We start from the raw sequence: 23,780 nt of genomic DNA, 5'->3' as shown, positions 1-23,780 counted from the left end.
ATCTCGCGCTGACACAGCATTTCTCGGAAATAACAAGATCCACGGACGACAGGTGTTGAGTGGAAATCGCCAGGCCTGGGGTGTACGCACTGCCGGTGACCATTGGCTCAAAGACGAGTAATACCCTACACAGAACCGGAGACTGACAATGAATAAGAAGGTTTTCACCCTGGCCGCCATGGCCGCTGCCATGATGTTTGGCGCCGCAGCCCATGCTGATACCCGTATTGGCGTCACGATTTACAAATACGACGACAACTTCATGTCGGTTGTGCGTAAGGCGATCGAGAAAGACGCCAAGGCTTCACCGGACGTTACCCTGTTGATGAATGACTCGCAGAACGACCAGTCCAAACAGAACGATCAGATCGACGTGCTGCTGGCCAAGGGCGTGAAAGCGCTGGCGATCAACCTGGTCGACCCGGCCGCTGCGCCGGTGGTTATCGATAAGGCGCGCGCAAACGATATCCCGGTGGTGTTCTACAACAAAGAACCTTCCCGCAAGGCGCTGGACAGCTATGACAAGGCATATTACGTCGGCACCGACTCCAAAGAATCCGGCGTGATCCAGGGTGAACTGATCGCCAAACACTGGCAAGCCAACCCGGCCTGGGATCTGAATAAAGACGGCCAGATCCAGTTCGTGCTGCTGAAGGGCGAGCCGGGCCACCCGGATGCCGAAGCGCGCACCACTTACGTGGTGAAAACGCTGAACGAAAAAGGCATCAAGACCCAGCAGCTGCAGATGGATACCGCGATGTGGGATACCGCGCAGGCGAAAGACAAGATGGATGCCTGGCTCTCCGGCCCGAACGCCAACAAGATCGAAGTGGTGATCGCCAACAACGACGCCATGGCGATGGGGGCGGTGGAAGCGCTGAAAGCGCACAACAAGACCAGTATTCCGGTGTTCGGCGTCGATGCGTTGCCTGAAGCGCTGGCGCTGGTGAAATCCGGCGCGATGGCGGGCACGGTGCTGAACGACGCCGACAACCAGGCGAAGGCCACCTTCGAGCTGGCGAAAAACCTGGCGGCGGGCAAGCCGGCCACCGAAGGCACCCAATATAAAATCGAAAATAAAGTCGTGCGTATTCCTTACGTCGGCGTAGATAAAGACAACCTGTCTCAGTTTGTTAAATAAGAATTGAGATCCCGTTAAGACCCCGCCTGCGGCGCCAACACCAGGGATACCGCCGGCGGGGATGTTTACGACTGCAAGATCGTTAAGCCAGGTGTATTTATGGCCGATAGCTCACGCGAATTTTTGCTGGAAATGACGGATATCTGTAAGTCATTTCCCGGCGTCAAAGCCTTGGACAATGTCAATTTGCGCGTCCGTCCGCACTCGATTCACGCCCTGATGGGGGAGAACGGCGCGGGGAAATCGACGTTGTTGAAATGCCTGTTCGGCATTTACAAAAAAGACAGCGGCAGCATTGTATTTCAGGGTCGGGAAATCGATTTCAAGAGCTCGAAGGAAGCGCTGGAACACGGCGTTTCGATGGTGCATCAGGAGCTGAACCTGGTGCTGCAACGCACCGTGATGGACAACATGTGGCTGGGGCGCTACCCGACCAAAGGCCTGTTCGTCGATCAGGACAAGATGTTCAAAGACACTCAGGCGATCTTCGACGAGCTGGATATTGACATCAACCCGCGCGAAAAGGTGGGCAACCTGTCGGTGTCGCAGATGCAGATGATCGAGATTGCCAAGGCGTTTTCCTATGACGCCAAAATCGTCATCATGGATGAACCGACCTCTTCGTTGACGGAGAAAGAGGTCAATCACCTGTTCACCATCATCCGCAAGCTGAAAGAGCGCGGCTGTGGCATCGTCTATATCTCGCACAAGATGGAAGAGATCTTCCAGCTGTGCGACGAGATAACGGTGCTGCGCGACGGCCAGTGGATCGCCACCCAGCCGCTGGAAGGGCTGGATATGGACAAGATCATCGCCATGATGGTCGGTCGCTCGCTGAGCCAGCGTTTCCCCGACAGGCAGAACACGCCGGGTGAGGTGATCCTCGAGGTGAAGAACCTGACATCGCTGCGCCAGCCTTCGATCCGCGATGTGTCCTTCGATCTGCATCAGGGCGAGATCCTCGGCATCGCCGGGCTGGTGGGCGCCAAGCGCACCGATATCGTCGAGACGCTGTTCGGCATTCGCGAGAAGGTGGCGGGCACCATCAAGCTGCACGGCAAGGCGATCGACAACCACAGCGCCAACGAAGCGATCAACCACGGCTTTGCGCTGGTGACCGAAGAGCGGCGATCCACCGGGATTTACGCCTACCTCGACGTGGGTTTCAACTCGCTGATCTCCAATATCCGCAATTATAAAAACAAGCTCGGTCTGCTGGATAACGCGCGGATGAAGAGCGACACCCAGTGGGTGATCGACGCCATGCGGGTGAAAACGCCGGGGCATCACACCCATATCGGCTCGCTGTCCGGCGGCAACCAACAGAAGGTGATCATCGGCCGCTGGCTGCTGACGCAGCCGGAGATCCTGATGCTGGATGAACCGACGCGCGGCATTGACGTGGGCGCCAAGTTCGAGATCTATCAGCTGATGACCGAGCTGGCGAAAAAGGGCAAGGGGATCATTATCGTCTCGTCCGAAATGCCGGAGCTTTTGGGGATCACCGACCGCATTTTGGTGATGAGCAACGGCCAGGTTGCGGGCATCGTTAATACCAAGCAGACCTCGCAGAATGAAATCTTACGTCTCGCCTCCCTGCACCTTTAAGGATTCGAATTATGAACGCGCTAAATAAAAAAACCTTATTTACCTATTTCAAGGAAGGCGGCATTTACGTGGTGTTGCTGGTGCTGTTGGCCATCATCATTATTCAGGACCCGACTTTCCTCAGCCTGATGAACCTGAGCAATATCCTGACGCAGTCTTCGGTGCGCATCATCATCGCGCTGGGCGTGGCGGGGCTGATCGTTACCCAGGGCACCGACCTGTCCGCCGGGCGGCAGGTGGGGTTGGCGGCGGTGGTGGCGGCCACGCTGCTGCAATCGATGGATAACGTCAACAAGGTGTTCCCGCACATGGAAACCTGGTCGATTCCCCTGGTCATCTTGCTGGTATGTGCGGTCGGCGCGGTGATCGGCCTGGTTAACGGCCTGATTATCGCCTATCTCAACGTGACGCCGTTCATCACCACCTTGGGCACCATGATCATCGTCTACGGCATCAACTCGCTGTATTACGATTCGGTCGGCGCGTCGCCGGTCGCGGGCTTTGATCCGAAGTTTTCCACCTTTGCCCAAGGCTTCTTGCGCTTCGGCGATTTTAAGCTGTCGTATATTACCTTCTACGCGCTGATTGCCATCATTTTCGTCTGGATCCTGTGGACCAAGACCCGCTTCGGCAAGAACATCTTCGCCATCGGCGGCAACCCGGAAGCGGCCAAGGTGTCCGGGGTCAACGTGCCGCTGAACCTGATCATGATCTATGCGCTGTCCGGCGTGTTCTACGCCTTCGGCGGCCTGCTGGAAGCGGGGCGTATCGGCAGCGCCACCAATAACCTTGGCTTTATGTATGAGCTGGACGCCATCGCCGCCTGCGTGGTGGGGGGCGTATCCTTCGCCGGCGGCGTGGGTACGGTGTGGGGCGTGGTGACAGGGGTGATCATCTTTACCGTCATCAACTACGGCCTGACCTATATCGGCATCAACCCGTACTGGCAGTACATCATCAAGGGCAGCATCATCATCTTCGCCGTGGCGCTGGACTCGTTGAAATACGCCAAGAAGAAGTAGAGCTACCGCAGCACAGACGACAAGGCCGGCAAAATATGCCGGCCTTTCTTTTTGGGGCATTACCCGTCAGGGCTGTTTGGCTTTCTGCTTCTCTTCTTTCAGCTTGTGCTCCAGCTCAACCAACTGTTCCGGCGAGACGGCGGGATAGCCCTGGGCGTCTTCCGGCACGGTGTGCATGGCGGAGATCGGGATCAGCGGGCCGAGGAAGCGCGGTTCACGCTTGAGGATGTACAGATCGGTCAGCGCGCCCAGGCGGGCGAAGATCTCGCGGGCGCGCACCGTCATCATGTCCTTCGGCGACGGCACCGCGTAACACTGCGCCTGAATGCCCATGTGCAGGGCGATGAACAGCGCGCGCTCGCAGTGGAAGCGCTGGGTGATGATGATGAAATCGTTGGTGTCGAACACCTTGCGGGTGCGCACGATGGAATCCAGGGTGCGGAAGCCGGCGTAGTCCAGCACGATATCGCTCGGCGCCACGCCGGCGGCGATCAGATCGCGCCGCATGGTCATCGGTTCGTTATAGCTTTGCTGGGCGTTGTCGCCGCTCAGCAGCAGGTATTTCACCTTGCCGCTGTTATAGGCGTTGATCGCTCCCTGAATGCGGTAACGGTAATACTGGTTGATCACGCCGGTGCGGTAATACTTGGCGGTGCCGAGCACCACGCCGACCTGGCGATGCGGCAATTCCTGCAGTTCGTCGTAGACGTAAGGCGCGGTTTTCCAACTGATCCAGCGATCGAGCGCAATAGCCGAACCCATCAACACCGCAATGATGATGAACAGGCTGATGATCAGGCGTTTCCACATGTTGTTGCCTTACGCGCGCCGGGCTGAAAAAGATGGATCAAGGCTACTTTACCTGACCGACCGACGCAAGACGCGAACCGCCTGAAGCACGCGCGCCGCCGCATTTTTCGGCGGTTTTGCCGCACAAAAAAGCCCGGCGGAGCCGGGCTGGGTCATTTCAGCTCACCATTCAGAACGAGGTGCGCTTGTAGCTGCGGTACTGCGGCCGCCAGAAGTTGTGCTCGATGGCTTTCGACAGCGCATCTTCGGAGGTGACGATCGCCACGCCCTGCAGCTGGGCGGCTTTACCCACTTCCATGGCGATGCACTTCGACACGCCCTGAATATCGTCGATATTCGGCAGCAGCGCGCCGTGGCCGTCGGTAGCCAGCGGCGAACAGTCCGCCAGTGCGCGGCTGGCGGCCATCAGCATGGCGTCGGTGACGCGAGTGGCGCCGGAGGCCAGCACGCCCAGACCGATCCCCGGGAAGATGTAGGAGTTATTGCATTGGGCGATCGGGTACAGCTGCTCTTTGTAGCTTACCGGCGCGAACGGGCTGCCGGTCGCCACCAGGGCGGCGCCGTCGGTCCAGTTGATGATGTCTTCCGGACGGGCTTCCACGCGCGAGGTCGGGTTGGACAGCGGCATCACGATAGGGCGTTCGCAGTGCTTGTGCATCTCGCGGATCAGCTCTTCGGTAAACAGCCCCGGCTGGCCGGACACGCCGATCAGAATGGTCGGCTTGGCGTTGCGCACCACGTCCAGCAGCGAGATGGCGTCGCTGGCGGTTTCCCAGCCGGCCAGGTTGTCGCTCTTCTGCACCAGCTTGCTCTGGAAATCGAGCAGGTTCGGCAGTTTGTCGGTCAGCAGGCCGAAACGGTCGACCATGAACACGCGGGCGCGCGCTTCGTCTTCGCTCAACCCTTCGGACTTCATCTGCGCGATGATCTGCTCGGCGATGCCGCAGCCCGCGGAACCGGCGCCGAGGAAGGTGACGGTTTGATCGCGCAGCTGGCTGCCGGCGGCGCGGCTGGCGGCGATCAGGCTGCCGAGGGTGACCGCGGCGGTGCCCTGAATGTCATCGTTGAAGCAGCAGATCTCGTCGCGGTAGCGGTTCAGCAGCGGGGTGGCGTTGTTCTGCGCGAAGTCTTCGAACTGCAGCAGCACGTTTGGCCAGCGGCGTTTGACCGCCTGAATAAACTCTTCGACGAAGGCGTGGTACTCCTCGCCGGAGATGCGTGGATGGCGCCAGCCCATGTACAGCGGATCGTTGAGGCGCTGCGGGTTGTTGGTGCCGACGTCCAGCACCACCGGCAGCGTGTAGGCCGGGCTGATGCCGCCGCAGGCGGTGTACAGCGACAGCTTGCCAATTGGAATCCCCATGCCGCCGATGCCCTGATCGCCCAGGCCGAGAATGCGCTCGCCGTCGGTGACCACGATCACCTTGACGTTCTGCTTGGTGGCGTTTTGCAGCATGTCATCGATGCGATCGCGGTTCGGGTAGGAGATGAACAGCCCGCGCGCGCGGCGGTAGATATCGGAGAAGTGTTCGCAGGCCTCGCCGACGGTCGGGGTGTAGATGATCGGCATCATCTCGCTCAGGTGCGAGTCCAGCAGGCGATAGAACAGGGTTTCGTTGGTGTCCTGGATGTTGCGCAGATAGATGTGCTTATCGTTATCGTTCTTGAAATCCTGATACTGACGGTAGGCGCGTTCCACCTGTTCTTCGATGGTCTCCACCGCTTCCGGCAGCAGGCCGTGCAGGTTGAAGTGGCTACGTTCTTCCTCGGTGAAAGCGCTGCCTTTGTTCAGCAGCGGAAATTCCAGCAGAATTGGGCCAGCGTAAGGGATGTAGAGCGGGCGTTTGCTTTCGTATTCTAGTTCCATCAGTTTTACTCTTCACGTATCAGATAACTTTATTGCCGACGATCCTAAAAGATAAAGAGCAGATGTACAGCATTTGTTGCCAGATGATGAACCAGGTTGGCGTAATTATCGACAATCAAATGATTTTTTAACTAAAGAAAGTGTCTCTGGCGGCGTCGGGGCATTGTATTTGGCGGGCGGGGCTGTTAGCGGCGGAACCGGATGGCTCCGCCGTGGTGCGCTTAGAAGGCGGCGCGGCTGACGTTCTGGCAGCCCAGCGCCGCCAGGGTGGCGCGGGTGGCGTCCCACTGGCTGAGGATTGCCTTCTGCGGCTCGGCCAACACGGCGCGGCGGATGTTCAGGCAATCGCCGCCGGAGAGGTTCAGCAGGATCAGCGCAGCCTGCAGCGGCGGCAGGCTCGGGTTGAAAGCGGCGTTTTCTGCATAGCGGCCGGCGTAGAGGCTGCCGTCCTGCGTTTCCAGCGCTACGCCGCTGTGGGCGTTGCTGTACGGAGCATGGCTCTGATTGGCCGCCGCCAGCGCCGCCTGCGCCAGCGCATCGTCCAGCGCCAGCCGGTGGCCGTGATCGACCTTGTCCATCAGCAGCGAAGCGATATCCAGATCTTTCGGGCCGAAGGCGTCCGGCAGATAGTCCGCCAGCGTGGCCGGCGCGCGGCCCGGCAGACGGATCTGCAGCTCGCCGCCGCTGTTCAGTTCATTCATAAACTGGCGGCAATGGCCGCACGGCGTGTAGTTGACGGTGACCGAGGCCAGCGCCGGCTCGCCGCGCAGCCAGGCATGGGTAACCGCGCACTGCTCTGCATGCACGGTTTGCTGCAGCGGCGCGCCGCTGAACTCCATATTGGCGCCGAAATAGAGGTTGCCGCTTTGCCCGCGCGCGATGGCGCCGACGTGAAAGTGCGATATCGGGGTTAACGAGCAGGCCGCCGCCAGCGGCAGCAGCGCGAATGCCAGCGCATCATCGTCCAGCCCGCAGCCTGTGCGGATCGCCGCCGCTTGCTCGGCCGTGAACATCGCCGGAAAGTCTGGCGCGTCCAGATAAGGCCGCAGGGCGGATTGCAGTGTCGCGGGCAGTGCGCTGAAAGCGGTGTGAAAACGCGGATGCATAGAAAGTCTCTCTACGGGTTAACGGGATAACATTCTAGGCAGGCCAGAGACATTAAAGTGTGATTAATGTCTCTTAATTGATGAAATTAATGCAATGAAATACATAAATGCGAGATGTATCGCAAGTTTCACCCTGTTCAGCCGAACAGGCGCAGCAGCACCGGGAACAGGAACGGTGCCAGCAGCGAGGTGATGATGCCGCAGATCACCAACGCCAGCGAGCCGAAAGCGCCTTCCTGGTAGTCCATCTCGGCGCAGCGTGCGGTGCCCAGCGCGTGGGATGCCGTGCCCATCGCCAGGCCGCGCGCCGAGTGGGTGGTGATTTTCAACAGGTTGAACAACGTATGGCCGAACACGGCGCCGAGGATACCGACGAAAATGACGCAGACTGCGCTGATCGCCGGAATGCCGCCGAGCGAGTCCGCGACGGCCATGGCGATCGGCGTAGTAACCGATTTCGGCAGGATAGAGGCGGCGATTTCCGGCGTGGCGCCCAGCCACAGGGCGATGGCGCCGCCGCTGATCATGGCGGTCAGGCTGCCGATGAAGCACACCGCGATAATCGACTTCCAGCGCGCGCGGATCTGGTGCAGCTGCTCATAGAGCGGGAAGGCCAGCGCGACGACCGCCGGCTGCAGCAGATCGTTGAGGATTTTGCTGCCCTGAAAGTAGCGTTCATAGGGAATACCGGTGAGCAGCAGCAGCGGGATGATCACCGCCATGGACACCAGCAGCGGGTTGAGCAGCGGCATATTCAGCTTGCGCGCCAGCCAGCGCGCGGCGAAATAGACCGCCAGCGTCAGCGGCAACGACCACCAGATTTCATGGATCATGAATTGCCCTCCGTGTCGTCGGGCTTGCCGGCGATGCGGCGCTCGCGATGAAAATAGTGTGAGGTATAGCCGACCACCACCAACACCATCAGCGTGCTGATGAGGCAAGAGATAACCAGCGGGCCCAGATGCGCGACGATCTGGTCGTAGTATTTCATCACCCCGACGCCGATCGGCACGAACAGCAGCACCATATAGCGGATCAGCAAATGGCAGCCGGGTTTGACCCATTTGGCCGGCATAATCTGGGTAGAGAGCAGGGCGAACAGCAGCAGCATGCCAATGATGCTGCCGGGAATGGCGAACGGCAGCAGCGCCGCCACCGCGTTGCCGACGAACAGACACAGGTAGATAAGGAGCAGGGCCCTCAGGTATTTCCAGCACAGTGTGAGCACGTTGGCCATTGTCTTTTCCCGTTTAACTGATGCATTCATCATACAATTAAACTGTGAGCCATGCCACAGATCGCACCATGAATTCTCGCTATGGGTGCTATGCCCGAACGGCGGGTTGACATCCTGCTTTGAGAGTTGCAGGCAGGGTCAGCGCGCGTCTTCGGCCGTTGCCGCAGAACGTTCCGCCAAACGGTGGCCGAGGAAGAAAAACAGCAGGCTGAGCAGGGCGGAGACGATCAGCATCACGAACATCAACGGCGGCGCGGCATAGCTGAGCAGCACCCCGCACAGCACCGGGTTGATGGCGCCGCCCAGCGCGCTGAGGTTTTGTACTCCATAGTAGCTGCCTTTCAGGTGCGGCGGCGCAATAAAGTCGATGAACATGTATTCCACCGGGATAACGATGATTTCACCGAGGGTAAACACCGCCATCGCCGCCAGCCACAGCCAGACCGCCTGGCCGGCCGCCATGAAACCGAGCAGCCCGACGATGAAAAACAGCGTGCCCAGCACCAGCCAGCGCAGCATGTTTTCCTGGCGCATGCCGCGGCTGAGCAGGTATTGCAGGGCGATGACGATGCCGGCGTTGACGATCATCACCAACCCAATGATTTTGTAGGCGAACTCGGCGCTGGAGACGGTGATCAGGTACTGCGACAGATAGCCGGTGAACTGACCGAACACCACGGCGCCCAGGGTGCTGCCGAGGGTGAAGTAGATAAGCCGCCGATCGTTTCGCAAGATGGTCAGCGTCTGACGGAAGTTGGGGAGTGCCGCCGGTGCGGCGGCGGTTGTTGTCGGGCGCTGTTCCCGGCCGCGCAAGCGCAGGCTTAGCGCCGTCACCGTCGCCAGCGCCAATCCCCCCGACAGGTAAAACGGCAGCAGCGGGCTAAGCCCGGCCACCAGAACGCCGAGCGCAGAGCCGATCGCCCAGCCGACGTTGACCAGCGTGTAGTTGATTGAGAAAGCCTTGATGCGTTGCTCGACCGGCAGCCAGTCGGCGAAGCAGGCCTTTATGGTGATGCTTAACACCGAATAACAGGTATGCAGGATCGCCAGCACCACGATCACACCGCCGGGGCGCGGGATCCAGGGAATGGCGAAGAAACTCAGCGCGAACAATAAAATCGACAGCAGGATCAGACGGTTTTTGCTGAATTTGTCCACCAGATAGCCGCCGTACAGGCTGGCAAGGATGCCGAGGGTCAGGCTGACGCCCAGGATCACGCCCACGCTCTTCGGCAGCAGATGGAAATGTTCGGTGAGGTAGATGGTGATGAACGGCAGCGTAACGCCGCGGCCGATGGTCAACACCAGCGAACTGGCCAGCAGTACGTTGATCAGCGAGGGGAATCCCTTCATTTGAGGCCTGTTTATGCATACAGTTATTGGGCGATGCAGATAACATAGCGCATTTTGGCGGGGACGGAAGGGGAAAGCCGATAATTAGTTTAAAAACAGAGGCTGCGTCGGCAGCCTCGTCAAAAACAGCATTATTTACCGTGTTCGGCCTGCAGCGTGGCGAACCATGGCTGAACGAAATCGCTGCTGGTGCCCCAGCCGGGGATGATCTTCGCCAGCCCGGCGACGTTGACCGGCCCCGGCTGCGCCAGCAGCAGCGCCTGCGGAATGACCGCTGCTTTGAACTGATAGCTGTCCGGCGTGCTTTCCCCGGCGATCTTGTTGGCCACCAGGCGCAGGTTGACCGCGCCGATCAGCTTCGGATCCACCGCCACGCTGACTTGCCATGGGCTGCCGGCCTCGCGCATCAGCTGCAAATCCTGGTTGGAGATATCGATGCTGTACAGTTTGATTTCGGTGCGGCCGTTCTCTTTCAACGCCTTGTAAGCGCCCTGGGTGAAAGCGTCCCAGGTGCCCCAGATGGCGTCAATCTTGCCTTTCGGGTATTTCGCCAGCACCGCACCCACTTTATTGGCGGTATCTCCCTGCACGTCGGATGAAACCGCGCCAATCGATTCCAGCTCATGAATGCCCGGATGCTGTTTCAGCAACTGCTGGTAAGCGGCCTGGCGGCGCTCCATCGGCGGGAAGCCTGCCACCCAGAGTTTGATGATGTTGGCCTGGCCGTTGAAATCCTTCACCAACTGGCCGAACGAGGCGTTGGCCAGCGAAGCGTCGTCCTGCTGCGAGACGGTGACGCCGGGAACGCGGCCGCTGACGTCGGTATCGAAAGCCGCGACGGCGATGCCGGCCGCCGCGATGCGCTTGACCAGGTCGGTGGAATAGGGGGCTCGTCCCTGCGAGAGAATGATGCCGTCATATTTCTGGCTGATAGCCTGGTTGACGAAGTCCTGAAAACGCGCGTCGTCGCCGTTGCTGAGGAAGGTGTCCACCTTGAAGCCCAGCTTGCGCCCTTCCTGAATGGCGCCTGCCAAAAATTGCGTGGTGTTGTCGTCGGATCCGAGGTTGCGGATCACCGCGATGCGCACCGGCCCCTGATGTTGAGCGATGGCGGCCGGCACGGCGGCGTTTTCCGCCGCCTGCAGCGGCAGGGCAGCCAGCAGACTGAGGGCGAGCAGCGAAGTCTTGAGGTTTTTCATTATTATAGGCTCCAAAAAAGCAGGGAAACGATCCCGGTGAAGGTCTGTTATAGCAGTCTTTCTGTCTGGACGTCTATTTTGGGTTTCGGAGCATCATAGCCGGATGCGGCGGGCAGGGGAATCAGGGCGGTTATGACTTTTTCTTCATGCTTATAACGTGGGGATTGGGGCATAAAAAAGGGCCGAGCAAGCTCGACCCTCCCTATGCCGCGCATCTGCGCGGTTACTTGACCTGCATGCCAGGCTGCGCGCCGCTGTCCGGGCTCAGCAGGAAGATCTCTTTCCCGCCGGGGCCCGCCGCCATCACCATGCCTTCTGACACGCCGAAGCGCATTTTGCGCGGCGCCAGGTTGGCGACCATGATGGTCAGACGGCCTTCCAGCGCTTTCGGGTCCGGGTAAGCGGAGCGAATGCCGGAGAAGATTTGGCGCGATTCACCGCCCAGATCCAGCTGCAGCTTCAGCAGCTTGTCGGATCCCTCGACAAAGTCGGCGCTCTTGATCAGGGCGATACGCATGTCGACCTTGGCGAAGTCGTCGAAGGTGATGGTTTCCTGGATCGGATCGTCAGCCAGCGGGCCGGTCACCGGCTTGGCGGCGGCCATGTCTTCCTTCGAGGCATTGACCATCTCGTTGACCTTGTCCAGATCGATGCGGTTGAACAGCGCTTTGAACGCGTTCACCTGATGGCCCAGCAGCGGCTGCGGGATCGCGTCCCAGCTCAGCTCGGCGTTGAGGAACGCTTCGGCGCGCTCGGTCAGCGAAGGCAGCACCGGCTTCAGGTAAGTCATCAGCACGCGGAACAGGTTGATGCCCATCGAGCAGATGGCCTGCAGATCGGCGTCGCGGCCTTCTTCCTTCGCCACTACCCACGGTGCCTGCTCATCCACATAACGGTTGGCCAGATCGGCCAGCGCCATGATTTCGCGGATCGCGCGGCTGAACTCGCGGCCGGCGTAGGCTTCGGCGATGCTCTGCGCCGCGTCGACGAAGGTCTGGTACAGCGCCGGATCGGCCAGGCTGTCGGCCAGCTTGCCGCCGAAGCGCTTGTTGATAAAGCCGGCGTTGCGTGACGCCAGGTTCACCACCTTGTTGACGATGTCGGCGTTCACGCGCTGCACGAAGTCTTCCAGATTGAGATCGATGTCATCAATGCGTGAAGAGAGCTTGGCGGCGTAGTAATAACGCAGGCAGTCGGCGTCCAGATGCTGCAGGTAGGTGCCGGCCTTGATGAAGGTGCCGCGCGATTTTGACATCTTGGCGCCGTTCACCGTCACGTAGCCGTGCACGAACAGGTTGGTCGGTTTGCGGAAGTTGCTGCCTTCCAGCATCGCCGGCCAGAACAGGCTGTGGAAGTAGACGATGTCCTTGCCGATAAAGTGATACAGCTCGGTGGTGGAGTCTTTGCGCCAGAACTCGTCGAAGTCCAGATCGCCGCGCTTGTCGCACAGGTTCTTGAAGGAACCCATGTAGCCGATCGGCGCGTCCAGCCAGACATAGAAGTATTTGCCCGGCGCATCCGGGATTTCGAAGCCGAAGTAAGGCGCATCACGGGAGATGTCCCATTGCTGCAGACCGGATTCGAACCACTCCTGCATCTTGTTTGCCACCTGCTCTTGCAGCGCGCCGGAGCGCGTCCACGCCTGCAGCATTTCGCTGAAGGCCGGCAGATCGAAGAAGAAGTGCTCCGAGTCGCGCATCACCGGCGTCGCGCCGGAAACCACGGACTTCGGATCGATCAGTTCCGTCGGGCTGTAGGTGGCGCCGCACACTTCGCAGTTGTCGCCGTACTGATCCGGCGATTTGCATTTAGGGCAGGTGCCTTTCACGAAACGGTCCGGCAGGAACATGCCTTTCTCCGGATCGTACAGCTGAGAAATGGTGCGGTTCTTGATAAACCCGTTTTCTTTCAGGCGGCTGTAAATCAGGGTGGACAGCTCACGGTTTTCATCGCTATGGGTCGAATGATAGTTGTCATAGCTGATGCCAAAGCCGGCGAAATCCTGTTGGTGCTCCTGGCTCATCTCCGCGATCATTTCTTCCGGTTTGACGCCCAGTTGCTGCGCTTTCAGCATGATCGGCGTGCCGTGCGCGTCGTCCGCGCAGATGAAATGCACTTCGTGGCCGCGCATTCGTTGGTAACGCACCCAGATATCCGCCTGGATGTGCTCGAGCATGTGGCCGAGATGGATGGAACCATTTGCGTACGGTAGCGCGCACGTCACCAATAATTTTTTCGCGACTTGAGCCATAGTGAGAACTTGCTTTCTGTAATGAATAAAAGGGCCTTCGATGTTAACCGATCGCGCCCTTCGCTGCTAGGGCGGTTTCTTACAGGTTATACGCGCCAGCTACCGGGCAGTTCTGATATGCTTAGCCGGAAGCGACTCATTCAAAATCAAGGAGCCGGGATGAACGCAAAATCCCCTGAGCAGACCAACCCCGAAGTTCTGCGCGCCCTGGTGACCGGTGTACTGGCCGCCTTTGAACACCCGACGTTGAAAAACAACCTGACTGCGCTGAAGGCTATTCATCACTGCGCATTATTGGACGACGTACTGCATATCGAATTGACGATGCCGTTTGCCTGGCAGAGCGGTTTTGAAGCGCTGCAGGCGAGCGTCGGCCCTGAGCTGTTGCGTGTGACCGGCGCCGCCGCCATCGACTGGAAGCTGAAACACGATATCACGACGCTGAAACGCGCCAACGGCCAAGCCGGGATCAAAGGCGTGCGCAACATCATCGCCGTCAGTTCCGGCAAAGGCGGGGTGGGGAAATCCAGCACCGCCGTCAACCTGGCGCTGGCGCTGGCCGCCGAAGGCGCCAAGGTCGGCATTCTGGATGCCGACATCTACGGCCCGTCTATCCCCAATATGCTGGGCACCGAACATGAGCGGCCGACTTCGCCGGACGGGCAGCACATGGCGCCGATCATGGCGCACGGCCTGGCGACCAACTCCATCGGTTATCTGGTGACCGACGACAACGCCATGGTGTGGCGCGGCCCGATGGCCAGCAAGGCGCTGATGCAGCTGCTGCAGGATACGCTGTGGCCGGATCTGGATTACCTGGTGCTGGACATGCCGCCGGGCACCGGCGACATTCAACTGACGCTGTCGCAGAACATTCCGGTGACCGGCGCGCTGGTGGTAACCACGCCGCAGGATATCGCCCTGCTGGATGCCGCCAAGGGCATCGTGATGTTCGAGAAAGTGCATGTGCCGGTGCTGGGCATCGTGGAAAACATGAGCGTGCACATCTGCAGTAACTGCGGCCACCATGAGCCGATCTTTGGCACCGGCGGCGCCGAGAAGTTGGTGCAGAAATATAACAGCCGTCTGCTGGGGCAGATGCCGCTGCATATCTCGCTGCGCGAAGATCTGGATCGCGGTACGCCGACGGTGATCAGCCGTCCGGAGAGCGAATTCGCCGACATGTATCGTCAACTGGCCGGCCGTGTGGCGGCGCAGATGTATTGGCAGGGCGAGGCGATCCCGACGGAGATTGCCTTCCGCGCGCTGTAGCTGTAAAGACAGACGAAAAAAATCCCGGGCATCCGGGATTTTTTTTATTGGGCGGAGCCGGAATTGAAGGTGTTATAAGCGACCGGCGCGTTGGCGTGCATATCTTCACGCGTGAAAGGCTTATCTATCGGCGCGATGCTGACGGCGATAAACTCCAGCAAACCCTGCGTCGGGGCTATCGTGCCGTTATTGATCAACACGATCGGCAGCAGCAGGGCCGCGGCGATTTTACGGTACGACAGGGCAGGTGGGGCGACGTTGCGCTGCAGCCACAAGAATGCGCTGCTGGCGCAAAAACCCAAGACGAGGCCGCTGACGACTTCCGACACCGAATGCACGTGGATGGCCAAGCGGGAATAACCGATCAGCAGCGCCAACGCGTAACCGCTCAGCACCGCCGTTTTGCGCACGGCGGCGGAAAAACGGCCGGTCAATAGCCACATCATCACAGGCCAAATGCTGGCGGAAAGAGCGGAATGCCCGCTGAAGCCGGTAAAATCCAGCTCGCGAATGCCGATGCCCCAGCCCATAAAAGCCAGCTTGGAGGCGCAGACGATGGCGCCGACACCGCCGAACAGCAGCGCCCATTGGGTCGTCTGTTTCAAGCTGGGGTAGGAAAAAATCAGGATAGCGAAAACAATAATGCCGGAAGGCAGCAGCAACATGCTGTCGCCGAAAAAGGTCAAAAAATACCAATTCATTACAGGAAAACCTTAATGAAAACAAAGAGTGATAACATATTCATGGTTGGCCCTAAAGGCACCGTTCGAGGGAAGCGCCATGGCGGATTGGCGGCAATACTATCCCGGCCGACAACAAATAAGTAGACTGAAAGTTCTGAAAACCGGCGTTTAACTTCGGTTGTCCGTTAAATTAAGCCGCAAAAGCCGGTTCGCCGGCCATGTTAAAAGCTGGCGCAAACCCCGGCGACTCCCTATAATTGTCGCGTTTTAGTTCCCCCCTTCACACTATGAAATCAGGTCTTTAATTTTATGACTGACAATCCGCATCAGTGCGTCATTATTGGTATAGCTGGCGCATCTGCCTCCGGAAAAAGCCTTATCGCCAGCACGTTGTACCGCGAACTCCGCGAGCAAGTCGGCGATGAGCACATCGGCGTTATTCCAGAAGACAGTTACTATAAAGACCAGACTCACCTGACCATGGAAGAACGGGTCAAAACCAACTATGACCACCCGAGCGCCATGGATCACAACCTGCTGTTCCAGCATCTGCAGATGCTGAAGGCCGGTAAGGCGATCGAGCTGCCGCTGTACAGCTACACCGAACACACGCGCAAGAAAGAAACCGTCCACCTGGAACCTAAAAAAGTGATCATTCTGGAAGGGATCTTGCTGCTGACGGATATCCGTTTGCGCCAGGAGATGAACTTCTCGATCTTCGTCGACACGCCGCTGGATATCTGCCTGATGCGCCGCATGAAGCGCGACGTCAACGAGCGCGGCCGCTCGATGGATTCGGTGATGGCGCAATACCAGAAGACCGTGCGCCCGATGTTCCTGCAGTTTATCGAACCTTCCAAACAATACGCGGATATCATCGTTCCGCGCGGCGGCAAAAACCGCATCGCGATCGATATTCTGAAAGCCAAAATCAGCCAATTCTTTGAATAATGCCGCTTAATGGCCGGAAATGCTCATTTCCGGCCGACGGCCAACTATTTGCACCCCGGCGTAGACCTTTCGCCCGTTGTGTGGCAATTTTTGTTTAGTTACGCGTTTTGATGGAGAAGAAAGACATGAGACTGTGCGACCGCGATATAGAAGCCTGGCTGGATAGCGAGAAACTGGTGATTTCGCCGCGCCCGCCGCTCGAACGCATCAACGGGGCCACAGTAGATGTCCGTTTGGGCAATCAGTTCCGCGTGTTCCGCGGCCATACCGCGCCGTTTATCGATCTCAGCGGGCCGAAAGATGAAGTCAGCGCCGCGCTGGATCGCGTGATGAGCGACGAGATTGTCCTACCGGAAGGCGAGGCGTTCTTCCTTCATCCCGGCGAACTGGCCCTGGCGGTGACGTTCGAATCAGTGACGCTGCCGAACGATCTCGTGGGTTGGCTCGACGGCCGTTCTTCTCTGGCGCGTCTGGGGCTGATGGTGCACGTGACCGCGCACCGGATCGATCCGGGCTGGCACGGGCGCATCGTGCTGGAGTTTTACAACTCCGGCAAGCTGCCGCTGGCGCTGCGGCCGGGGATGCTGATTGGCGCCTTGAGCTTTGAGCCGTTGTCCGGCCCGGCGGCCCGGCCATATAACAGCCGGCAGGACGCAAAATATCGCGATCAGCAGGGCGCAGTAGCCAGTCGAATCGACAAGGACTAACGGCGCGAGATGCACCGTCGGTGTGGCGCTGACAAGAGGGTGGCATGAGAAGATTACTGACGACATTGGCGATTTTACTGGTGGTCGTGGTGGCGGGAATGTCCGCGCTGGTACTGCTGGTCAATCCGAATGATTTTCGCGGTTACATGGTCAAAAAGGTCGAGCAGAAGAGCGGCTACCAGCTAACGCTTGAAGGCGACCTGCGCTGGCATATCTGGCCGCAGCTCAGTATTTTGGCCGGGCGCATGACGCTAACCGCGCCGGGCGCCAAGGCGCCGGTAGTGAGCGCGGAAAACATGCGCCTTGACGTCAAACTGTTGCCGCTGCTGTCGCATCAGCTGTTTGTGAAACAGGTGATGTTGAAAAATGCCGTCATTCGCCTCACGCCCGACAGTGAAGAGCACTCGCAAGTGGACGCACCGATTGCGCCGGCCGGCAGCGGCGCTGATGCGGCAGACACGGCCTGGAAGTTCGACATCGATAACTTGCGCGTCGTGGACAGCTTGCTGATTTGGCAGCGCGCCGACAACGCGCAAATCAATGTCCGGGACATCAATCTTACCCTGCAGCAAACGGAGAAACGGCAGGCGCAGCTGGACATTTCCAGCCGGGTCAACCGCGATCAGCGCGACCTGGCCTTCAGCATGGCGGCCGATATCGATCTGCAGCAGTTCCCGCACCAGATCGGCGCCAAGGTGACCCAGTTCAATTACCAATTGGTGGGAGCGGATATTCCGAACGGCGGTATTCAAGGCGAGGGGAATGCTCAGGTGGTCTATCAACAGACGCCGGCGCAAATTGCCGTCACCCAGTTGAACGTCAGCGCCAATAACAGCCAGCTGACCGGCGATATCAGCGCCAGCCTGGGAGCGGTGCCCGGCTATGTGGTGAACCTGAATTCGGCTAATCTCGATCTCGACGCGCTTTCCGGTTGGCAATCCAGCACCAATACCGCCGAACAGCCCGCCGTGACCGCCGCGCCGGTGATCGCCAGCCAGGTCGACGATCGGCAGCAGAACCTGGAGGCGCTGCGCGATTTCAATGCACAGTTGAATCTGCAGGCGGCGCAGTTGACCTACCGCGGTATGAACGTTACCCAGTTAGCCGTCGCGGCAGATAATCAACGCGGCCTGCTGACGCTGCATAAACTTGCCGGGCAATTGGCCGGCGGTGATTTCTCCTTGCCGGGATCGCTCGACGCACGCGGCAATAAACCGGTGATAAACGTGCAGCCGACCCTGAACCAGGTTGAGCTCGGCGCGGTGCTCAAAGCCTTCGAGATGCCGCAGATGCTGACCGGAAAATTCAGCATGAAAGGGGATTTGACCGGCGATCGTCTTTCTTCAGAGTCATTTGAGCACCGTTGGAGCGGTACGGCGCAGCTGGCGATGCAGGATGCGCAGCTGCACGGCCTGAACATTCAGCAATTGATCCAACAGGCGGTGGCGCGTAACGATAACAGCGTGCGCGGGCAAGACAGCTATCAGCGCTATACCGAAGTCAAAAGCGTCTCGGCGCGGGCCAGCCTGAGCCAAGGCACTGTCAAGCTCAGCAGCCTGACGGCGGATTCGCCGTTGCTGGCGCTGACCGGCGCCGGCAGTATCGATATGCCGGGAAAACAGTGCGATATGGCGCTTAATGTGCGCGTCACTGGCGGTTGGCAAGGGCGCGGCGAACTGATCGAGCAACTGCAAAAAACGCCGATCCCGCTGCGGGTCTATGGGCCTTGGCAACAGCTGAATTACCAACTGCAGGTCGATCAGGTGCTGCGTAAAACGCTGCACGATCGGGCCAAAGATGCGCTGAACAAATGGGCTGAAAAGAACAAGGATTCGCGCGAGGGTCAGGATCTGAAAAAGCTGCTCGACAAGCTGTAATCCCTCCTGACGCGGGCCGTCTTGCGGCCCGCGTCAGTATCGACGTTTCCCGCGATAATTTCCCTCCGTTACCTTGATGAAGGTCATGAAGACCCGCGCTCAATTTGTGCAGAGTAAGGGCGCATTCTGCTATGACTATGCGCCTAAGCGCGAAAAAATGACGAGTTGAGGAAACATGATAGAGCTTCTTATTGGCGCGGCGGTGGCGGCGGGCGTGGGCCGTTACATCATCAAAGGGTATTCCGCCACGGGCGTCTTGATGGTGGGAGGGCTGCTGTTGCTTGGCATCAGCGCCCTGATGGGGAAAACGCTGTTGCCGTCCGGCGCCACATCTACCGGCTGGCGCGCGACCGATATGATCGAATACGTCAAGATTTTGCTGATGAGCCGCGGCGGCGATCTGGGCATGATGATCATGATGCTGTGCGGTTTCGCCGCCTATATGACGCATATCGGCGCCAACGACGTGGTCGTCAAGCTGGCCTCGCGCCCATTGCAGATGATCAATTCGCCTTATCTGCTGATGGTGGCGGCCTATTTTGTCGCTTGCCTGATGTCATTGGCGGTCTCTTCCGCTACCGGGCTCGGCGTATTGCTGATGGCGACGCTGTTCCCATTGATGGTGAACGTTGGCATTAGCCGCGGCGCCGCGGCGGCCATTTGCGCTTCGCCGGCGGCGATTATCCTGGCGCCGACTTCCGGCGACGTGGTACTGGCAGCCAAGGCGGCGGAAATGCCGCTGGTGGACTTCGCGTTCAAAACCACGCTGCCTATCTCGATTGCCGCCATCGTCTGCATGGCCGTGGCGCACTTTTTCTGGCAGCGTTATCTCGATAAGAAGAGTGATGAACAGCACCACATCATGGACGTCAGTGAAATAAAAACGCATGCGCCGGGGTTCTACGCGATATTGCCGTTTACGCCGATCCTCGGCGTGCTGATCTTCGACGGCAAATGGGGACCAGAACTGCACATTATTACCGTGCTGGTAGGGTGCATACTGTTGGCGGCAGCGATCGAGTTCGTGCGCAGCTTCAGCGCCAAACAGGTATTCAGCGGCCTGGAAGTGGCGTATCGCGGTATGGCGGACGCTTTCGCCAGCGTGGTGATGCTGTTGGTGGCCGCGGGTGTCTTCGCGCAAGGGTTGAGCACCGTCGGCTTTATCAGCGGGTTGATCGGGTTGGCGCAGTCGTTCGGTACCGGCGGTTTGATTATGATGCTGGTGTTGGTGGTGATCACCATGCTGGCGGCCATGACAACCGGCTCCGGCAATGCGCCGTTCTATGCGTTTGTCGAACTGATCCCGAAACTGGCGGCACAGATGGGCGTGAATCCTGCCTATCTGGTGATCCCTATGCTGCAGGCCTCGAATCTCGGCCGTACGCTGTCGCCGGTTTCCGGCGTGGTGGTGGCGGTCTCCGGCATGGCGAAAATCTCGCCGTTTGATGTGGTGAAGCGTACTTCAGTGCCGGTAATTGTCGGGTTGGTGGTGGTGATCGTGGCGACGGAGCTGCTGGTTCCCCAGTAAAGGAAGGCCGGGCGATGCCCGGCCTCGATGTTAAACCTCGTACTCCTCCGGTGGGGGAGGCGGGGTGATCTTCACTTTCAGGATGCGGTGGCTGTTTACCTCCAATGGTTCGAACAGGTAGTCACCGATCTTGATTTGTTCTCCTTCTTGTGGCACGCGCTGGCTGTGTTCCATCAACAGCCCCGCCAGCGTATGGTATTCGCGCTTTTCTTCCAACGGCATCGGCAGGTACAACACCAGATCTTCCAGCGGCATATAGCCGTTGGCGATCCAGCTGCCGTCCTCGTTTTGCTGAATGTCGTGGCGTGCGTCCACCTCTTCACCGGCCTCCGGCAGGTTGCCGGCGATGGTTTCCATCACGTCCGTCAGGGTGACGACGCCTTCGACGGAGCCGAACTCATCGACCACAAAGGCAAAATGCGTCTGCGCCTGGCGGAATTGCTCCAGGGCGCTTAACAGCGTGAGCTGCTCCGGGAAGATCAACGGTTGGCGTATCAGCGCACGCAGATCCAGCGGCGCCTGCGCCAGTTGCTGTTTGAGAACGTCGATGGTGTGGATCACGCCCAGCGGTTCGTCGCTGGCGCTGCTTTCCACCACCACGATGCGCGTGTGCTGATTACGTTCCAGCAACTGCGTCAGCTTTTCCTGCGGATCGTTCAGCTCAAGGTATTCGACGTCGTGACGCGAGGTCATGATGCTACTGACCGTGCGCTGCGCCATGCCGAGTACGCGTTCGATCATGCGCCGCTCTTGCTGATTGAAGATCTCGCCGTTTTCGCTGTCGCTGTCCGCCAGCAGGTTGGCGGAATGGCTGTCGACTTCCGCTTCTTCATGTTTGCCGCTCAGCATGCGCAGCACCGCTTCGGCGGTGCGTTCACGTAGTGGCCGGACCTTCGACAGGAAGCGACGGCGGTTGAACTGCGCCAGCTGGTTCAGCGCCTCGATCATGACCGAGAAGCCGATCGCCGCGTAGAGGTAGCCTTTAGGAATGTGATAGCCGAAGCCCTCCGCCACCAGGCTAAAGCCAATCATCAGCAGGAAGCTCAGGCACAGGATAACGATAGTCGGGTGCGCGTTGACGAAGCGCGTCAGCGGTTTGCTGGCCAGCAGCATCAGGCCGATGGCGATACAGACCGCGATCATCATCACCGCCAGGTGATCGACCATCCCCACCGCGGTGATCACCGAGTCGAGCGAGAAAACGGCGTCCAGCACCACGATCTGCGCCACGACCGGCCAGAAACGTGCGCCTTTGCGCGCGCCGTGCTGCTCTTCGTCCTTGCCTTCCAGCCGCTCATTGAGCTCCATGGTGGCTTTGAACAGCAGGAATATCCCGCCGACCAGCATGATCAGATCACGGCCGCTGAAGGGGTGCTCCGCGACGATGAACATCGGTTTGGTCAGCGTCGCCAGCCACGAGATGGAGGCGAGCAGCGCCAGACGCATGACCAGCGCCAGCAACAAACCGACGACACGGGCCTTATCTCTTTGTTGTTTTGGTAATTTGTCCGCCAGAATGGCGATGAAGACAAGGTTGTCTATACCCAGCACGATTTCCAGCACGACCAAAGTGGCCAGGCCGGCCCAAATTGTTGGATCAGCGATCCATTCCATACGCCCAATTTCACCTGTAAGTTCTACGGCTTATGCCGCACCGGAATGATGGGCGTTGAGGCGGCAAAATTCAACTTTAATCGAAAAGTCGTACAAAACGATGCTCGGATTAACACCCAAGTGAAAAATAGTAACCGTAATAAATTAAATGGTTATGCAGACCACTTAAGCAAATATTCCTATTATCGCCTGAACATAAAAGAGACAGAGTGAAATAATCTTTTCAGATCAGGCTATTGTGCTCTGTCTGCCCGCCTGCAATTCAAGGAGACCGGGAGGCTTAGTAGTCTTATTCTGAAAACGCTATGGCGCGGGTATCTAAGACTTGTGTCTAAAGATTAATAGTATAAGAATCTTAGCCATATATAAGCAGCAGGAATCATCGCCTTTTGGTTATAAACAACGCCGCTTTAACGGTTTGGCGGGATGAACATAGGCGATATCCGTTATAAATGCTAAGTGGAAAGATAAAATATCAATAAAATCATGTGGTTGAATTTTTTTTGCAGCCACTAAAAACAGTGCATTGGTAGCTGAAAGCCAGGGGCGGTAGCGTGCCTGCTTATCGATACTGTCTTCCAAACTAAGAATTAGCTTAACTTCGCAGAATAATTTGATTGTGGATAAAAAACATGCAAAAGAAACTTAAGGCTGTAATCCCCGTTGCGGGACTGGGCACTCGAATGTTGCCTGCGACGAAAGCCATTCCTAAAGAAATGCTGCCGGTTGTCGATAAACCGCTAATTCAATACATCGTGAACGAATGTGTGGCGGCGGGCATTAAGGATATCGTGCTGGTCACGCACTCATCGAAAAATGCGATTGAGAACCACTTTGACACCTCATTCGAACTCGAAGCGGTGCTGGAATCACGCGTTAAGCGTCAACTGCTGGAAGAGATCAAAGGGATTTGCCCGCCGGACGTTACCGTTATGCAAGTGCGTCAGGGGCAGGCAAAGGGGTTGGGGCACGCGGTGCTGTGCGCCAAGCCGATGGTTGGCGACGCGCCTTTCGTCGTGTTGTTGCCGGACGTTTTGTTAGACGATTCCACTGCGGATCTGCGCAAAGATAACCTGGCTAAAATGCTGCAGCGCTTTGATGAAACCGGCTATAGCCAAATCATGGTGGAACCTGTCCCTGAGCAAGACGTGTCGAAATATGGCGTCGTGGACTGTGGCGGCGCGTCGTTGGCGGCGGGCGAAAGCACCGCCATGACGGCTGTGGTGGAAAAACCCGCGCGCGAAGAAGCGCCTTCCAACTTGGCCGTGGTCGGCCGCTACGTGCTGGCCGGCGATATTTGGGCGCTGTTGGAAAAAACGCCGCCGGGCGCCGGTGACGAAATTCAATTGACGGATGCCATCGCCATGCTGATGGAGCAACAAACCGTTGAAGCGTTCCATATGAGCGGCAAGTCGCATGACTGCGGCGATAAATTAGGCTATATGAAGGCATTCGTCCAATATGGGTTGCGCCATCAGACTGAAGGCGCAGGATTTACCCAATGGCTGAAGCAGGCGTTGAACGATAAATAACTGCGGTGAGCTCGTGCAATCG

20 protein-coding genes are annotated in these 23,780 nt (G+C 58.4%); 9 read left to right on the top strand and 11 right to left on the bottom strand.

Annotated features, from left to right (window positions below; all coding sequences use genetic code 11):
- Window positions 1-148 precede the first annotated feature (148 nt).
- The 3 genes from mglB to mglC all read left to right on the top strand — a co-directional run bounded on the left by mglB (window position 149) and on the right by mglC (window position 3,771).
- The gene (mglB, locus tag ACMGF7_RS00255) at window positions 149-1,141 is read left to right on the top strand and encodes a galactose/glucose ABC transporter substrate-binding protein MglB (RefSeq protein ID WP_004938962.1); all 993 of its coding nucleotides are present in this window, start codon (window positions 149-151) and stop codon (window positions 1,139-1,141) included.
- Window positions 1,142-1,240: 99 nt separating this feature from the next.
- Entirely contained in the window at window positions 1,241-2,749 is a 1,509-nt protein-coding gene (gene mglA / locus ACMGF7_RS00250; RefSeq protein WP_004938959.1) for a galactose/methyl galactoside ABC transporter ATP-binding protein MglA, read from the top strand.
- A gap of 11 nt (window positions 2,750-2,760) precedes the next feature.
- A complete protein-coding gene (gene mglC, locus ACMGF7_RS00245) occupies window positions 2,761-3,771 on the top strand; it encodes a galactose/methyl galactoside ABC transporter permease MglC (RefSeq protein WP_004938953.1) in 1,011 nt (336 codons plus the stop codon).
- A 66-nt stretch (window positions 3,772-3,837) separates the two neighbouring features.
- On the opposite strand, the gene sanA is transcribed toward mglC, so the two are convergent.
- From sanA to metG, 8 genes are all read right to left on the bottom strand, one after another.
- Entirely contained in the window at window positions 3,838-4,581 is a 744-nt protein-coding gene (gene sanA, locus ACMGF7_RS00240; RefSeq protein WP_004938948.1) for an outer membrane permeability protein SanA, read from the bottom strand.
- Window positions 4,582-4,750: 169 nt separating this feature from the next.
- Window positions 4,751-6,448 carry an NAD-dependent malic enzyme gene (locus ACMGF7_RS00235; RefSeq protein ID WP_004938945.1) on the bottom strand — a complete coding sequence of 566 codons (1,698 nt, stop codon included), beginning with the start codon at window positions 6,446-6,448 and terminating at the stop codon, window positions 4,751-4,753.
- A 221-nt stretch (window positions 6,449-6,669) separates the two neighbouring features.
- Complete coding sequence (gene cdd, locus ACMGF7_RS00230) at window positions 6,670-7,554, bottom strand: cytidine deaminase (protein ID WP_044031601.1); 885 nt, start codon at window positions 7,552-7,554, stop codon at window positions 6,670-6,672.
- A 137-nt stretch (window positions 7,555-7,691) separates the two neighbouring features.
- Window positions 7,692-8,387, bottom strand: coding sequence for a CidB/LrgB family autolysis modulator (locus tag ACMGF7_RS00225; RefSeq protein WP_004938941.1), 696 nt, complete (start codon window positions 8,385-8,387; stop codon window positions 7,692-7,694).
- Window positions 8,384-8,791: a CidA/LrgA family protein gene (locus ACMGF7_RS00220; protein WP_004938939.1), complete on the bottom strand. Its 408-nt coding sequence runs from the start codon at window positions 8,789-8,791 to the stop codon at window positions 8,384-8,386. The genes ACMGF7_RS00225 and ACMGF7_RS00220 overlap by 4 nt, the downstream gene beginning before the upstream one ends.
- Window positions 8,792-8,929: 138 nt before the next feature.
- Window positions 8,930-10,144 (bottom strand): MFS transporter, encoded by a 1,215-nt coding sequence (locus ACMGF7_RS00215; RefSeq protein ID WP_049241289.1) that lies wholly within the window; start codon window positions 10,142-10,144, stop codon window positions 8,930-8,932.
- Window positions 10,145-10,275: 131 nt separating this feature from the next.
- Window positions 10,276-11,343, bottom strand: coding sequence for a sugar ABC transporter substrate-binding protein (locus ACMGF7_RS00210; RefSeq protein ID WP_015377218.1), 1,068 nt, complete (start codon window positions 11,341-11,343; stop codon window positions 10,276-10,278).
- A 223-nt stretch (window positions 11,344-11,566) separates the two neighbouring features.
- Window positions 11,567-13,594, bottom strand: a complete 2,028-nt coding sequence (metG, locus tag ACMGF7_RS00205; protein ID WP_004938929.1) for a methionine--tRNA ligase — start codon at window positions 13,592-13,594, stop codon at window positions 11,567-11,569.
- A 159-nt stretch (window positions 13,595-13,753) separates the two neighbouring features.
- Here metG and apbC point away from each other — a divergent pair, with 159 nt between their 5' ends.
- Window positions 13,754-14,866 (top strand): iron-sulfur cluster carrier protein ApbC, encoded by a 1,113-nt coding sequence (gene apbC / locus ACMGF7_RS00200; RefSeq protein WP_004938926.1) that lies wholly within the window; start codon window positions 13,754-13,756, stop codon window positions 14,864-14,866.
- A 44-nt stretch (window positions 14,867-14,910) separates the two neighbouring features.
- Here the strand turns inward: apbC and ACMGF7_RS00195 are convergent, their stop codons facing one another.
- Entirely contained in the window at window positions 14,911-15,567 is a 657-nt protein-coding gene (locus tag ACMGF7_RS00195; RefSeq protein WP_049241291.1) for a phosphatase PAP2 family protein, read from the bottom strand.
- A gap of 291 nt (window positions 15,568-15,858) precedes the next feature.
- On the opposite strand from ACMGF7_RS00195, the gene udk reads away from it, so the two are divergent.
- The 4 genes from udk (at window position 15,859) to dcuC (ending at window position 20,612) form a co-directional block, all read left to right on the top strand.
- The gene (gene udk / locus ACMGF7_RS00190; protein WP_004938922.1) at window positions 15,859-16,500 is read left to right on the top strand and encodes a uridine kinase; all 642 of its coding nucleotides are present in this window, start codon (window positions 15,859-15,861) and stop codon (window positions 16,498-16,500) included.
- A gap of 125 nt (window positions 16,501-16,625) precedes the next feature.
- The gene (gene dcd, locus ACMGF7_RS00185) at window positions 16,626-17,207 is read left to right on the top strand and encodes a dCTP deaminase (RefSeq protein ID WP_004938917.1); all 582 of its coding nucleotides are present in this window, start codon (window positions 16,626-16,628) and stop codon (window positions 17,205-17,207) included.
- A gap of 44 nt (window positions 17,208-17,251) precedes the next feature.
- Window positions 17,252-19,084 (top strand): outer membrane assembly protein AsmA, encoded by a 1,833-nt coding sequence (asmA, locus tag ACMGF7_RS00180; RefSeq protein ID WP_049241292.1) that lies wholly within the window; start codon window positions 17,252-17,254, stop codon window positions 19,082-19,084.
- 175 nt (window positions 19,085-19,259) lie between these two features.
- Window positions 19,260-20,612 carry an anaerobic C4-dicarboxylate transporter DcuC gene (gene dcuC / locus ACMGF7_RS00175; protein WP_164095331.1) on the top strand — a complete coding sequence of 451 codons (1,353 nt, stop codon included), beginning with the start codon at window positions 19,260-19,262 and terminating at the stop codon, window positions 20,610-20,612.
- A gap of 30 nt (window positions 20,613-20,642) precedes the next feature.
- Here dcuC and ACMGF7_RS00170 read toward each other — a convergent pair whose 3' ends face one another.
- Both ACMGF7_RS00170 and ACMGF7_RS00165 read right to left on the bottom strand, forming a co-directional pair.
- Window positions 20,643-22,226, bottom strand: a complete 1,584-nt coding sequence (locus ACMGF7_RS00170; RefSeq protein ID WP_033633706.1) for a TerC family protein — start codon at window positions 22,224-22,226, stop codon at window positions 20,643-20,645.
- Window positions 22,227-22,619: 393 nt separating this feature from the next.
- The gene (locus ACMGF7_RS00165) at window positions 22,620-22,808 is read right to left on the bottom strand and encodes a hypothetical protein (RefSeq protein WP_273890458.1); all 189 of its coding nucleotides are present in this window, start codon (window positions 22,806-22,808) and stop codon (window positions 22,620-22,622) included.
- A 50-nt stretch (window positions 22,809-22,858) separates the two neighbouring features.
- Here ACMGF7_RS00165 and galU point away from each other — a divergent pair, with 50 nt between their 5' ends.
- The gene (gene galU, locus ACMGF7_RS00160; RefSeq protein WP_049241294.1) at window positions 22,859-23,758 is read left to right on the top strand and encodes a UTP--glucose-1-phosphate uridylyltransferase GalU; all 900 of its coding nucleotides are present in this window, start codon (window positions 22,859-22,861) and stop codon (window positions 23,756-23,758) included.
- Window positions 23,759-23,780 lie beyond the last annotated feature (22 nt).

The sequence above is a fragment of the Serratia sp. BNK-17 genome, from assembly GCF_048684935.1.
Taxonomy (GTDB): Bacteria; Pseudomonadota; Gammaproteobacteria; order Enterobacterales; family Enterobacteriaceae; genus Serratia; species Serratia nematodiphila.
This window is presented reverse-complemented; position numbering and strand designations above follow the sequence as displayed.

Excerpts from the sequence above, each read along its gene's own strand:
- mglB (WP_004938962.1), top strand. The coding sequence starts at position 149 with ATGAATAAGAAGGTTTTCACCCTGGCCGCCATGGCCGCTGCCATGATG.
- mglA (WP_004938959.1), top strand. The coding sequence starts at position 1,241 with ATGGCCGATAGCTCACGCGAATTTTTGCTGGAAATGACGGATATCTGT.
- mglC (WP_004938953.1), top strand. The coding sequence starts at position 2,761 with ATGAACGCGCTAAATAAAAAAACCTTATTTACCTATTTCAAGGAAGGC.
- sanA (WP_004938948.1), bottom strand. The coding sequence starts at position 4,581 with ATGTGGAAACGCCTGATCATCAGCCTGTTCATCATCATTGCGGTGTTG.
- ACMGF7_RS00235 (WP_004938945.1), bottom strand. The coding sequence starts at position 6,448 with ATGGAACTAGAATACGAAAGCAAACGCCCGCTCTACATCCCTTACGCT.
- cdd (WP_044031601.1), bottom strand. The coding sequence starts at position 7,554 with ATGCATCCGCGTTTTCACACCGCTTTCAGCGCACTGCCCGCGACACTG.
- ACMGF7_RS00225 (WP_004938941.1), bottom strand. The coding sequence starts at position 8,387 with ATGATCCATGAAATCTGGTGGTCGTTGCCGCTGACGCTGGCGGTCTAT.
- ACMGF7_RS00220 (WP_004938939.1), bottom strand. The coding sequence starts at position 8,791 with ATGGCCAACGTGCTCACACTGTGCTGGAAATACCTGAGGGCCCTGCTC.
- ACMGF7_RS00215 (WP_049241289.1), bottom strand. The coding sequence starts at position 10,144 with ATGAAGGGATTCCCCTCGCTGATCAACGTACTGCTGGCCAGTTCGCTG.
- ACMGF7_RS00210 (WP_015377218.1), bottom strand. The coding sequence starts at position 11,343 with ATGAAAAACCTCAAGACTTCGCTGCTCGCCCTCAGTCTGCTGGCTGCC.
- metG (WP_004938929.1), bottom strand. The coding sequence starts at position 13,594 with ATGGCTCAAGTCGCGAAAAAATTATTGGTGACGTGCGCGCTACCGTAC.
- apbC (WP_004938926.1), top strand. The coding sequence starts at position 13,754 with ATGAACGCAAAATCCCCTGAGCAGACCAACCCCGAAGTTCTGCGCGCC.
- ACMGF7_RS00195 (WP_049241291.1), bottom strand. The coding sequence starts at position 15,567 with ATGAATTGGTATTTTTTGACCTTTTTCGGCGACAGCATGTTGCTGCTG.
- udk (WP_004938922.1), top strand. The coding sequence starts at position 15,859 with ATGACTGACAATCCGCATCAGTGCGTCATTATTGGTATAGCTGGCGCA.
- dcd (WP_004938917.1), top strand. The coding sequence starts at position 16,626 with ATGAGACTGTGCGACCGCGATATAGAAGCCTGGCTGGATAGCGAGAAA.
- asmA (WP_049241292.1), top strand. The coding sequence starts at position 17,252 with ATGAGAAGATTACTGACGACATTGGCGATTTTACTGGTGGTCGTGGTG.
- dcuC (WP_164095331.1), top strand. The coding sequence starts at position 19,260 with ATGATAGAGCTTCTTATTGGCGCGGCGGTGGCGGCGGGCGTGGGCCGT.
- ACMGF7_RS00170 (WP_033633706.1), bottom strand. The coding sequence starts at position 22,226 with ATGGAATGGATCGCTGATCCAACAATTTGGGCCGGCCTGGCCACTTTG.
- galU (WP_049241294.1), top strand. The coding sequence starts at position 22,859 with ATGCAAAAGAAACTTAAGGCTGTAATCCCCGTTGCGGGACTGGGCACT.